General features: G+C 70.0%; 11 protein-coding genes and 1 pseudogene. 10 read left to right on the top strand and 2 right to left on the bottom strand.

Translation table 11 applies throughout. The annotated features are described in order from the left end of the window. Positions 1-66 precede the first annotated feature (66 nt). The 8 genes and pseudogenes from GEV28_RS08570 to GEV28_RS08535 all read left to right on the top strand — a co-directional run bounded on the left by GEV28_RS08570 (position 67) and on the right by GEV28_RS08535 (position 7955). Positions 67-807: a metalloregulator ArsR/SmtB family transcription factor gene (locus tag GEV28_RS08570; protein ID WP_291410421.1), complete on the top strand. Its 741-nt coding sequence runs from the start codon at positions 67-69 to the stop codon at positions 805-807. Then, positions 804-3392, top strand: coding sequence for a Fe-S cluster assembly protein SufB (gene sufB / locus GEV28_RS08565; RefSeq protein ID WP_367115054.1), 2589 nt, complete (start codon positions 804-806; stop codon positions 3390-3392). The genes GEV28_RS08570 and sufB overlap by 4 nt, the downstream gene beginning before the upstream one ends. 12 nt (positions 3393-3404) lie before the next feature. Further along, positions 3405-4589, top strand: a complete 1185-nt coding sequence (gene sufD, locus GEV28_RS08560; protein ID WP_291410533.1) for a Fe-S cluster assembly protein SufD — start codon at positions 3405-3407, stop codon at positions 4587-4589. Continuing rightward, positions 4586-4909 carry a non-heme iron oxygenase ferredoxin subunit gene (locus GEV28_RS08555; protein WP_291410419.1) on the top strand — a complete coding sequence of 108 codons (324 nt, stop codon included), beginning with the start codon at positions 4586-4588 and terminating at the stop codon, positions 4907-4909. Before sufD ends, GEV28_RS08555 begins: the two co-directional genes overlap by 4 nt. A 27-nt stretch (positions 4910-4936) precedes the next feature. After that, positions 4937-5698, top strand: coding sequence for a Fe-S cluster assembly ATPase SufC (gene sufC / locus GEV28_RS08550; protein ID WP_291410417.1), 762 nt, complete (start codon positions 4937-4939; stop codon positions 5696-5698). Between the two features lie 46 nt (positions 5699-5744). Next, positions 5745-7001 (top strand): cysteine desulfurase, encoded by a 1257-nt coding sequence (locus GEV28_RS08545; RefSeq protein WP_291410415.1) that lies wholly within the window; start codon positions 5745-5747, stop codon positions 6999-7001. 114 nt (positions 7002-7115) lie between these two features. Beyond that, a complete protein-coding gene (sufU, locus tag GEV28_RS08540) occupies positions 7116-7559 on the top strand; it encodes a Fe-S cluster assembly sulfur transfer protein SufU (protein ID WP_291410413.1) in 444 nt (147 codons plus the stop codon). A 1-nt stretch (position 7560) separates the two neighbouring features. Further along, positions 7561-7955: pseudogene (locus GEV28_RS08535) on the top strand (metal-sulfur cluster assembly factor). 1 nt (position 7956) lies between these two features. Here GEV28_RS08535 and GEV28_RS08530 read toward each other — a convergent pair. Together GEV28_RS08530 and GEV28_RS08525 are read right to left on the bottom strand one after the other, a co-directional pair. Continuing rightward, positions 7957-8379 carry a hypothetical protein gene (locus tag GEV28_RS08530; protein ID WP_291410411.1) on the bottom strand — a complete coding sequence of 141 codons (423 nt, stop codon included), beginning with the start codon at positions 8377-8379 and terminating at the stop codon, positions 7957-7959. Positions 8380-8611: 232 nt separating this feature from the next. Next, a complete protein-coding gene (locus tag GEV28_RS08525) occupies positions 8612-9703 on the bottom strand; it encodes a hypothetical protein (RefSeq protein WP_291410410.1) in 1092 nt (363 codons plus the stop codon). Between the two features lie 114 nt (positions 9704-9817). Here GEV28_RS08525 and GEV28_RS08520 point away from each other — a divergent pair, with 114 nt between their 5' ends. Continuing rightward, positions 9818-11095 (top strand): histidine kinase, encoded by a 1278-nt coding sequence (locus GEV28_RS08520; RefSeq protein ID WP_291410407.1) that lies wholly within the window; start codon positions 9818-9820, stop codon positions 11093-11095. Further along, positions 11092-11757: a response regulator transcription factor gene (locus GEV28_RS08515; protein ID WP_291410405.1), complete on the top strand. Its 666-nt coding sequence runs from the start codon at positions 11092-11094 to the stop codon at positions 11755-11757. Before GEV28_RS08520 ends, GEV28_RS08515 begins: the two co-directional genes overlap by 4 nt. The last annotated feature ends 403 nt before the right edge of the window (positions 11758-12160 follow it).

The following is a 12160-nucleotide window of genomic DNA, read 5'->3' as shown; positions in this document are numbered from 1 at the left end:
CGTGAGGCCGGTCACCCTGCGGAGCCCCTCTTTGCGGCGCCCGGGGAAATAAGACACACTGATGTTGTGAAAAACGAGCAGCAGGCCGAGGGCCGCACCAGGCATGGTGTGGCGCGCTTGCTGCTGGAGCAGGGGCCGATCACCACGGCCGCTGTCGCGGACACCATGGGACTGAGCCCGGCGGCCGTCCGCCGGCACCTGGACGTGCTGGTCGCGAACAGGGAGGCGGAGTTCCGTGACGCCCCCCGGCGCGGCCAGCGGGGTCGCGGCAGGCCGGCCAAGCTGTGGCTGCTCACCGAGACCGGGCGGGCCCGCTTCGGGCACGCCTACGACGACCTGGCCATCGCGGCCATCCAGTTCGTCGCGGAGGGTGGCGGCGAGACCGCCATCCGGGCCTTCGCGGAGCGCCGGGCGGCCATCCTGGTCGACCGGCACCGCGCCGCTGTGACCGCGCATGACGAGGTCGCCGACCGGGCCAATGCCCTCGCGGTGGCCCTCACGCGAGAGGGTTACGCTGCGTCGACGCGGCGCGTCGGGACAGGGGAGCAGCTCTGCCAGCACCACTGCCCGGTCGCTCACGTCGCCGCGGAGTTCCCCCAGCTGTGCGAGGTCGAGACGGCGGCGTTCGCCGACCTGCTCGGCACCCACGTCCAGCGCCTCGCCACCATCGCACGCGGTGACGCCGTGTGCACCACCCACGTACCGCTCGGTGGCATCGAACCCACCGAGCCGGGCGCGACCGTCGGGACTGTCCCGACAGACCCGATACAGACCGCTCCCACCACGACCGAAGGGACGCCTTCATGACATCCGCCCCGGAGCGCGCCGGCACGCCGCCGCTGACCCAGGAGGAGACGCTTGCCTCCATGGGCAAGTACCAGTTCGGCTGGTCCGACTCCGACGTCGCCGGCTCGAGCGCCCAGCGCGGCCTGTCCGAGGCCGTCGTCAGGGACATCTCGACCAAGAAGAGCGAGCCGGAGTGGATGCTCGAGTCCCGGCTCAAGGGGCTCCACCTCTTCGACCGCAAGCCCATGCCCAACTGGGGCGCCGACCTGTCCGGCATCGACTTCGACACGATCAAGTACTTCGTGCGGTCGACCGAGAAGCAGGCCGCTTCCTGGGAGGACCTGCCCGAGGACATCAAGAACACCTACGACAAGCTGGGCATCCCGGAGGCCGAGAAGGCCCGCCTGGTGTCCGGTGTCGCGGCTCAGTACGAGTGTCTTGCCGGGGACACCATGGTGTGGACGGCCAACCGCGGTCAGGTGCCGATCAAGGAAATCGAGTTCGGCGACCGAGTCTTCGCCTACGATGAGCAGGCCGAGCGGTTCGTCGTCGCGCCGGTGCGGGCGTCCGCTCAGACCGACGTGCGCCAGACCTACGAGGTGCGCACCACGCGCCGGTCCGTTCGGGCCACCGACAACCACCCGATGCTCGTGCTCCGCGACGAGCGCAAGCCCGGCCGGCAGCGGGCTCGCTACACCCGCCGCTGGATGACCGTTGGCGAGCTTGCGTCCGGCGACTTCATCGCGGTGCCTCGCGAGGTTCCTGAGTTCGGTGCGCCACACGAGCTTCCTGTGCTGCACATGGGCAGCGGTGCGGGAAAGACCCTGGCTTGCAGCAGCGTCGACCTGATGTGGCTGCTCGGCCTCTTCGTCGGCGACGGCAACCTGCACCTGTCCCACAAGACGTACCGCGTCCAGTTCGCCATCCCCGCTACGGATGTCGAGCTGCGCGCCGAGATCAGCCGTGTGGTGCGTGAGCTGTTCGGGCTGCGGACGATCGAGGCCGACGAGTACCGCGTCGTGGTGAACTCGAAGGCGCTCACGGAGTGGATCACGGAACTGGGCTTCGCTGGTCTTTCGTTCACAAAGCGGGTTCCCGAATGGGTGTACTCGCTCCCGATCGACCAGCGGCTCGCCTTCCTGGGCGGATGGGTCGACGCCGACGGGTACGTCGGACCGGATGACTCCGGCTCGGTGCTGCTGACCTGCGCGAACCAGCCGCTGATCGAGCAGGCGCGGGAGCTGGTCGAGCTTGCCGGCTTGCGTGCCGGCGGTCCGTGGTCGTTCACGCAGCCGTACCGGCACGCGCCGGAGCGGACACAGATGGCGTGGCGGCTCGGGATCAGCGGTGACTTCGACCGGCTCGGCTGCCGCAACCCCAAGCGCACCGAGCGGTTCGGTCGCCGGAGTTACCACCACAACTCGACGAGCGCACACGGTACGACCATTCGCGCGCACTGCAACGAGTGGCTCGGGTTCGAACGCGTGACGTCGATCGAGCCGTACGAGATCGAGCCGGTGTACGACGTGGAGGTGGACGGTCCGCACAACTTCGTCGCCGAGGGCCTCGTCGTGCACAACTCCGAGGTGGTCTATCACAAGATCAACGAGGAGCTCGAGAAGCAGGGTGTGATCTTCCTCGACACGGACACCGCGCTCAAGGAGCACCCGGAGCTGTTCGAGGAGTACTACGGCTCGGTCATCCCGCACGGCGACAACAAGTTCTCCGCGCTCAACGGCGCCGTCTGGTCCGGCGGCTCGTTCATCTACGTGCCGAAGGGCGTGCACGTCGAGATCCCGCTGCAGGCCTACTTCCGGATCAACACCGAGAACATGGGCCAGTTCGAGCGGACCCTGATCATCGTCGACGAGGGTGCCTACGTGCACTACGTCGAGGGCTGCACGGCGCCGATCTACTCGTCGGACTCGCTGCACTCGGCGGTCGTCGAGATCATCGTGAAGAAGGGCGGCCGCTGCCGGTACACGACCATCCAGAACTGGTCGAACAACGTCTACAACCTGGTCACCAAGCGCGCGAAGGCCGAAGAGGGCGCGACCATGGAGTGGATCGACGGCAACATCGGCTCCAAGGTCACGATGAAGTACCCCTCGGTGTTCCTCATGGGCGAGCACGCCAAGGGCGAGGTCCTCTCGATCGCGTTCGCGGGCGAGGGCCAGCACCAGGACGCCGGCGCGAAGATGGAGCACCTGGCGCCGCACACGTCCTCGACGATCGTGTCCAAGTCGGTCGCGCGCGGCGGCGGCCGGACCTCCTACCGGGGTCTGGTCAAGGTCGCCAAGCGGGCACACCACTCGAAGTCCACGGTGAAGTGCGACGCGCTGCTGGTCGACCAGATCAGCCGCAGCGACACCTATCCGTACGTGGACATCCGCACCGACGACGTGTCGATGGGCCACGAGGCGACGGTGTCCAAGGTCAGCGAGGACCAGCTGTTCTACCTGATGTCCCGCGGCCTCACCGAGGACGAGGCGATGGCCATGGTGGTCCGCGGCTTCGTCGAGCCGATTGCGCGTGAGCTGCCGATGGAGTACGCGCTGGAACTGAACCGGCTCATCGAGCTGCAGATGGAAGGGGCCGTCGGCTAAATGACGGACTCGATGCTCGATTCTGCAAGCAAATCCTCGGTCGTTACCCAAACACCGCACTCGCACGGTGCGGTGGTTCCCAAGGCGTCCAGGGCCGAGCACTTCGCCTCCTTCGACGTCGAGGCGTTCGAGGTGCCCGGCGGGCGCGAGGAGATCTGGCGCTTCACGCCGATGAAGCGGCTCCGCGGCCTGCACAACGGCACCGCGGCGGCCACCGGTGAGCTGTCCGTCGAGGTCAGCGGCGCGCCGGAGGTCACCGCGGAGACCGTGGGCCGCGACGACGAGCGGCTCGGCCAGGCTGGCACGCCGGGCGACCGGATCGCCGCCCAGGCGTACACGTCGTTCCGGCGGGCCACCGTCGTGACCGTGCCCAGGGAGGTCAAGGCGTCGGCCACCACCACGGTGACCGTCACCGGCCCCGGCGCCGACCAGGTCGCCTACGGGCACCTGCACGTGCGGGCCGAGCAGTTCGCCGAGGCCGTGGTCGTCATCGACCACCGGGGCAGCGGCACCGTGGCGGACAACGTCGAGATCGTCGTCGGCGACGGCGCGAAGCTCACCGTGGTCAGCGTCCACGACTGGGCCGACGACGCCGTGCAGGTCTCCGCGCACCACGCCAAGCTCGGCCGGGACGCCACGCTCAAGCACCACCTGGTGGCATTGGGCGGGGACCTGGTGCGGGTCAGCCCGACCGTGGTGTTCGCGGGTCCGGGCGGCGACGTCCAGCTCACCGGGCTGTTCTTCGCCGACGCCGGCCAGCACATCGAGCTGCGCACATTCGCCGACCACGCCCAGCCCAACTGCAAGTCCGACGTGGTCTACAAGGGCGCGCTGCAGGGCGACGGCGCGCGCACCGTGTGGATCGGCGACGTGCTGATCCGGGCCGCCGCCGAGGGCACCTCGACCTTCGAGCTCAACCGGAACCTGGTGCTCACCGAGGGCGCCCGCGCCGACTCGGTGCCGAACCTGGAGATCGAGACCGGCGAGATCGCCGGCGCCGGCCACGCCAGCGCCACCGGCCGGTTCGACGACGAGCAGCTGTTCTACCTGCAGGCCCGCGGCATCCCCGAGGACGCGGCGCGCCGGCTGGTGGTCCGCGGCTTCTTCCACGAGCTGCTGATGAAGATCGACGTCCCGGAGATCCGGGAGCGGCTGGAGGCGGCGATCGAGGCGGAGCTCGAGGCGGTGGGGGTATGACCCTCATGAGCCGCGCGTGTGCGCTCACCGACCTGGACGACGGGAAGCCGTTCGCCGTCGAGGTCGACGGCGAGCCGGTCCTTCTGGTCCGCCAGGGGGAGTCGGTGCACGCGCTGCGCGACGAATGCAGCCACGCCGCGCTTTCGCTGTCCGAGGGCGAGGTGACCCGCAAGGGCATCGAGTGCTGGCTGCACGGGTCGTGCTTCGACCTGCGCACCGGCGCCCCGTCCTCGCCGCCGGCCACCGAGCCGGTCGACGTGTTCGCCGTCGAGATCCGCGACGGGGATGTCCACGTGGACGTCACCGCCACCACGAACTGACATTTCTACCAAGGAGAACGACTAGAGATGGCCACGCTGGAGATCAAGGGTCTGCACGTCTCGGTCAACACGGACGAGACCAAGAAGGAGATCCTTTCCGGGGTCGACCTCACCGTCAACGCGGGCGAGACGCACGCGATCATGGGTCCGAACGGGTCGGGCAAGTCCACGCTGTCCTACGCGGTCGCGGGGCACCCCAAGTACGAGGTGACCTCGGGCGAGGTGCTGCTCGACGGCGAGGACGTGCTGGCGATGACCGTCGACGAACGGGCCCGCGCCGGCCTGTTCCTGGCCATGCAGTACCCGGTCGAGGTGCCCGGCGTGTCCATGTCGAACTTCCTGCGCACCGCGGTCACCGCGATCCGCGGCGAGGCGCCGAAGCTGCGGCACTGGGTCAAGGAGGTCAAGGAGGCGATGTCCGACCTGGACATCGACCCGGCCTTCGCCGAGCGCAGCGTCAACGAGGGCTTCTCCGGCGGCGAGAAGAAGCGGCACGAGATCCTGCAGCTCGCGCTGCTCAAGCCCAAGATCGCCATCCTCGACGAGACCGACTCCGGCCTGGACGTCGACGCGCTGCGCGTCGTGTCCGAGGGCATCAACCGGGTCAAGGCCGGCGGCGAGGTCGGCGTCATGCTGATCACCCACTACACCCGGATCCTGCGCCACATCACCCCGGACGTCGTGCACGTGTTCAGCGGGGGACGGATCGTGGAGTCCGGCGGCTCGGAGCTCGCCGACCAGCTCGAGGAGCACGGCTACGTCCGGTTCACCGGAGACGTGACGGTCTGATGCCGGCCAGCGTCGGCTGACGCGCCATCGAAACGAGGTTCCCGAGGTGACCACCACAGCCGCACCCTTGGACATCGAGACGATCCGCAAGGACTTCCCGATCCTGTCCCGCCTGGTGCACGGCGACAAACCGTTGGTGTACCTGGACAACGCGGCCACGTCGCAGAAGCCGCGCCAGGTGCTCGACACGATCGTGGAGTACTACGAGCAGCACAACGCCAACGTCCACCGCGGCATCCACACGCTGGCCGAGGAGGCCACCGCGCTGTACGAGGGCGCCCGCGACAAGGTGGCCGCCTTCATCGGCGCGCCGAGCCGCGACGAGGTGATCTTCACCAAGAACTCGTCCGAGGCGATGAACCTCGTGGCCAGGGTGCTCGGCGACGCCGGGCCGGGCCACCGGGTCGGTCCCGGCGACGAGATCGTCATCACCGAGATGGAGCACCACTCCAACATCGTGCCGTGGCACCAGCTCGCCGAGCGGACCGGCGCGACGGTGCGGTGGTTCAGGATCACCGACGACGGCCGGCTCGACCTGTCCACGCTCGACGACGTGATCACACCGCGGACCAAGATCGTGTCGATGGTGCACGTGTCCAACCTGCTCGGCACGATCAACCCGGTCGAGACGGTCATCGCACGCGCTCGCGAGGTGGGCGCGCTGGTGCTCGTGGACGCGTCGCAGTCCGCGCCGCACCTGCCCCTCGACGTCGCCGCGCTGGGTGCCGACTTCGTCGCGTTCACCGGGCACAAGATGCTCGGCCCGACCGGCGTCGGCGTGCTGTGGGGCCGGCTGCCGCTGCTCCAGGAGCTGCCGCCGTTCCTCGGTGGCGGCGAGATGATCGAGCTGGTCACGATGGAGCGCTCGACGTTCGCCGCGCCGCCGCACAAGTACGAGGCCGGCACCCCGCCGATCGCCGAGGCGGTCGGGCTCGGTGCCGCGGTCGACTACCTCACCGGGGTCGGCATGCCGGCGATCGCCGCGCACGAGCACGAGCTCACCGCCTACGTGCTCGACGCGCTGGCCACGGTGTCCGGCCTGACCGTGATCGGGCCGAACACCGCCGAGGGCCGGGTCGCCGAGGTGTCGTTCTCACTCGAGGGCATCCACCCGCACGACGCGGGCCAGGTGCTCGACGAGCTGGGCATCGCGGTACGGGTGGGCCACCACTGCGCGCGGCCGGCGGTGGTGCGGTACGGAATTCCGGCGACCACCAGAGCGTCGTTCTACCTGTACAACACGACCGCCGAGGCGGACGCGTTGGTGGCGGGTCTGGCGCATGTAAAGAAGGTTTTCGGGTGAACTCGAAACAGCTACCCAAGGGGAACGGGACGCAGACCAGCCGCAAGTACGTGACCAAACCGCACCCGACAATGCAACGCGACCAACGCATTGAATTCCGGGGAGGCGGGCCGGTTGAACCTTGAGTCCATGTACCAGGAGATCATCCTGGACCACTACAAGAACCCGCACGGGCGCGGGCTCCGCGAGCCGTTCGACGCGGAGTCGTTCCAGGTCAACCCGACCTGCGGGGACGAGGTGACGCTGCGGGTCGCGGTGGCGGACGACAAGGTCACCGACGTGTCCTACGAGGGCCAGGGCTGCTCGATCAGCCAGGCGTCGACCTCGGTGCTGACCGACCTGGTCACGGGCCGGTCGGTCGAGGAGGCGCTGACCACCTTGGACGCCTTCGTGACCATGGTGCAGGGCCGGGGGCAGGTCGAGCCGGACGAGAACGTGCTGGAGGACGGCGTCGCCTTCGCGGGCGTCGCGAAGTACCCGGCGCGGGTCAAGTGTGCTTTGCTCGGCTGGATGGCGTTCAAGGACGCGGTGTCCCGTGTCGACGGAGGAGTTGCCTGACATGAGCAGCACGGAAGAAGATGTGCAGCGCGGCGTGGAGGCGCTGCCCGAGCCGCCCGCGCCCAAGGCCGACGTGGCCGCGATCGAGGACCTCGAGGAGGCCATGCGCGACGTGGTCGACCCCGAGCTCGGCATCAACGTGGTCGACCTCGGGCTGGTCTACGACATCCGGGTCGAGGAGGACAACACCGCGACCCTGGACATGACCCTCACGTCCGCGGCGTGCCCGCTCACCGACGTCATCGAGGACAGACCCGCGCGGCGCTCACCGCGGGACCGGGTGGCGGCCTCGTGGGCGACTTCCGGATCAACTGGGTCTGGATGCCGCCGTGGGGCCCGGAGAAGATCACCGACGACGGCCGCGAGCAGCTGCGCGCCCTCGGCTTCACCATCTGACTCACCCGCGTCTCCTTCGGCCGCCGGCGTCCACGACGAACGCCGGCGCGTCGGCGGCGGTGAGGCGCGAGTGCAGCCGCTCGATCCACCCGACGTGCGCGGCGATCGACTTCTGCGTCGCGAGCCACGTCGACCCGCCCGACGGCAGGTCCTGCGCGACCCCGAACCCCCCGTTGACGACGACGTCGTCGAGGTGGACGCTGTAGCGCTCGCCGTCCCGTTCCAGGTGGACGATCACGGCGATGTGGAGCTCCCGCCAGTCCTGCAGCCACCAGTAGCCGACGCCGCCACCGGCGAACTCGAGGCCGCCGCGCGTGGGATCGGGGAGCTCGCTGAGCCCGAACCGCTCCGCGACGGGCCCGAACTGATACCGCACCTCGGTCTCGAAGGTGTCGCCCGTGCGCTTCTTGCGCCACTTCCCCATGCGGACAATCGTGACGAGCCCGGCGCACCCCCGCCAGCCCGACCCACCCCGAATCCGGAACGAATGCGGTTCCTGTCCAGCCGCCGGACAAACATCCCGTGCAGGGCGGCGTCGAGCAGGGCCGGGTCCATAGGTAGCGACCGCCGCAAGGGTGACCGTTGGCGTGAGCCCACCGTCGAGGACCGGACGGTTTCGGGGCTCGCGGGCCTTCTGTGGACAGGTCAACCAGGAGTCAGGTCCAGGTGTTGCAGGACGCCGGCTGGAGGGACTCGAAGCCCTTCGTCAGCCAGGTGGCCGCGTCCGGCGGGGCGTCGACCGACGTGAGGCGTTCGCGGATCTCGTTGGTGATGTTGGTGTCCACGGCGCCGAGGCCGGCCATCGCGCCCGAGGCGATGCCGGCCAGACACGTGGCCTGCTGGGCCAGGCGCTCGTCGAGGTTGTCCGGCGCGTCGGGTGTGTCCTTCGCCTTCTCCACCAGCTCGGTGAGGCCGGACACGTACAGCACGGCCTTCGCGTACTCGCGCAGGAACACCCCGAAGTACTTGCCGGGGAACCGGTCCAGCCCCTCGTCGTCGCGCAGGTGCGCCGGTGTCATGTAGACGGTGTCCGCGCACTGGGTCGACGGGTCCGTGGGGGCCACCGCGCCGCACGGGGAGTCGGCCGGTCCACCGTGGACGGTCACGACCCGGATCGACACCGCAGGCAGGCCCGACGCCGGCAGCAGCCGACCGAACCCGCCGTCCGCGCACACCTTGGCCGCCTCGTAGAAGCTCGCCTGCGCCGTGTCGGCCGGGTCGAACCGCGGCAGCGCACACGACAGCGGGGCCATGGCCGACGGCGACGAGGACAGGGGGTGCCGCGCCAGCTCGGCGAGCGGGTCGTCGGCCGGCGGCGCGGCCGAGGACGAGGTCGACGGCTCCGTCTGCGGCGTCGAGCTCGTGGGCGATGGCAGCTCCGGGATCGGCAGGCCGGTGGCGGACCCGGCCACCTGGGTCACCGGCCGGTTGACCGAAAGGAACGCGAGCAGCCCGACGAGACCCAGGACCACCATCACCGCCACGGTCAGCGACACGTAGTAGCCGGCGCCCCTGGTCTCGCGCAGCCCGGTGTTGTCGAACGACGGGTGCGGCTCGGCGTGCCACACCAGCGGGCCAGGCGGCGGCTCCCGCATGAGGTCGTCCAGCGACCAGCTCGCGACCGTCGGTCCGGTGGTGGTCGGCGAGTCCGAGCCCAGCGCCACGGTCCGGTCCCCGGTCGACTGCGTCGGCTCCTCGGCGGACCGGGTCCGCTCCGGATCGTCGCCGCCCGGCGAGTCCTGTGTCATCCGCCCCTCACTGTTCTCCGGCCCCGAGAGCCTAACGCGGCTCGTCCCCGCGAGGGAGCGTCGCGGGTCGCGTGGGGGAGGGCCGGCCGCCGCCGGGTCTGCGAGGATCGGGGCGTGGCGGGAGTGCTGTACACCCTGTTCGGGCCGGTGATCCGCCCGTCGACCTACCGGCGATGGGTGTACCTGATCCTGGGCGGCGCCGTGCTGGTCCCGTTCGTGCTGCTCGCCGCCATGGTGCTGCCGTCGGTCCTGCCCGAGCCGGTGGCCGACCAGCCGCTGCTGGTGGTGGCGCTCACCCTCGCGCTCGTGTTCGGCGCGATGGTGCTGATGTCGTTCATCCCGGCGGTCCGGGTCATCGAGGGCACCGCGGCGCGTGAGCTGCTCGGCGACGGCGTCCCCGAGCACGCCACCCGGCGGACGCCGTCCTGGGAGTCGCGGTGGCGCAGCGCGGGTTGGTTCGTGCTGCACCTGCTGGTCGGCGGCGTGGTCAGCGTGCTCACGCTCGCGCTGCCGCCGACCGTCGTGGTGTCGTTCGCGGTGCCGTTCACCGGCCGGCTGAACATCCTCGGCATCCCGCTCACGTTCCCCACCGGGTGGGCGGGCCTGTGGGTGCCCGCGGTCGGGCTCGTGAGCCTGCTGCTGCTCGTGCATGTCGTCGGGGCAGGCGGCGCGTTGTTCTGCCGGCTCGCCCCGCCGCTGCTCGGGCCCACCGCGGCGGAGCGGCTCGTCGAGCTGGAGCGGCGCACCGAGCAGCTGGCCGAGCGCAACCGGCTGGCCAGGGAGCTGCACGACTCGGTCGGCCACGCGCTGTCCGTGGTGACGATCCAGGCGAGTGCCGCCGGCCGGGTGCTCGACAGCGACCCCGAGTTCGCGCGCAAGGCGCTGGCCGCGATCGAGGAGTCCGCCCGGGCCGCGCTCGCCGACCTGGACCACGTGCTCGGCCTGCTGCGCGAGGAGCGCCGCGGCCAACCCGCCTCTCCACAGTGGACGCTCGCGGACCTGCCCACGTTGCTGGACAAGACCCGCATCGCCGGCGTCGACATCGAGTCCACTGTGGAGGGACGACTGGCAGAGGTGCCGCCCGCGGTGTCCCGGGCGGCGTACCGGATCGTTCAGGAGGGACTGACCAACGTGTTGCGGCATGCCGGAAAGGTGCCGGTGGCGCTGCGCCTGGTCGCCGGCGATGGCAGACTCGAGCTGGACCTGAGCAACCCGATCGCCGACCGAACCGACCGGGGCGGGCGGGTCCGGGCCGGCGGCGGGCACGGCCTGTCCGGCATGCGCGAGCGCGTCACCGTCCTGCGTGGACAGATGACGGCCGGCGCGCACGACGGACGCTGGCGGGTCAGCGTCCGGATTCCACTGCGGTCGATCACGGGGACGGGCGGATGACAGGGTCGGGCAACGGCAAGACGACGGTGCTCCTGGTCGACGACGAGGAGCTGATCCGGGCCGGGCTGCGCGCGATCATCGAGGCGGAGCCGGACCTCACCGTGGTCGGCGAGGCGGGCGACGGCGCCGAGGTGCTCCCGCTGGTGCGCAAGCTCCGCCCGGACGTCGTGCTGATGGACGTGCGGATGCCCGCGGTCGACGGCATCCAGGCGAGCCGGCACATCGTGGAGACCGTCGACGCGCCGCCGAAGATCCTCGTCGTCACCACGTTCGAGAACGACGACTACGTCTACGACGCGCTGCGCGCCGGGGCCAACGGGTTCCTGCTGAAACGGACCCGGCCGGAGGACATCGTGCGGGCGATCCGCATGGTCGTCAGCGGCGAGTCGCTGCTGTTCCCCGCCGCGATCCGGGCACTGGCCGCCATGCACGGCGGGGACTCCGGCCGCGGGCTCGCGCACGCGGGGCTCACCGAGCGGGAGGCCGAGGTGCTGCGCCTGATGGCCACCGGGATGTCCAATGTGGAGATTTCGGCGGAGCTGTTCGTGAGCGTGCAGACGGTGAAGACGCACGTGGGCAACGTGCTGGCCAAGCTCGGTGCCCGGGACCGCACGCAGGCGGTGATCGTGGCCTACGAGACCGGGTTCGTCACGCCCGGCTAGGCCATGTCTCGCGGATCTTGGATCGTGGTATTCGCGCCCAGATGCCCCCTGGCCGCGTTGTCGGAAGGCCCGAATACAACCCGGTATGCGCGGCCTTCCGCCGCCTTGCCAGGAGACAGCTGGATCACGAATCCCATCGACCAAGATCCACGAGACACGACCAGGCCATGTCTCGCGGATCTTGGATCGTGGTATTCGCGCCCAGCTGCCCCCTGGCCGCGTTGTCGAAAGGCCCGAATACAACCCGGTATGAGCGGCCTTCCGCCGCCTTGCCAGGAGACATCTGGATCACGAATCCCATCGACCAAGATCCACGAGACACGACCAGGCCATGTCTCGCGGATCTTGGATCGTGGTATTCGCGCCCAGATGCCCCCTGGCCGCGTTGTCGAAAGGCCCGAAT

Origin of the sequence: Actinophytocola sp. (assembly GCF_009379765.1) — a bacterium.
Lineage (GTDB): Bacteria > Actinomycetota > Actinomycetes > Mycobacteriales > Pseudonocardiaceae > Actinophytocola.
Note: the sequence above shows the minus strand (reverse complement) of the source record. Positions and strands in the feature narration are given on the sequence as shown.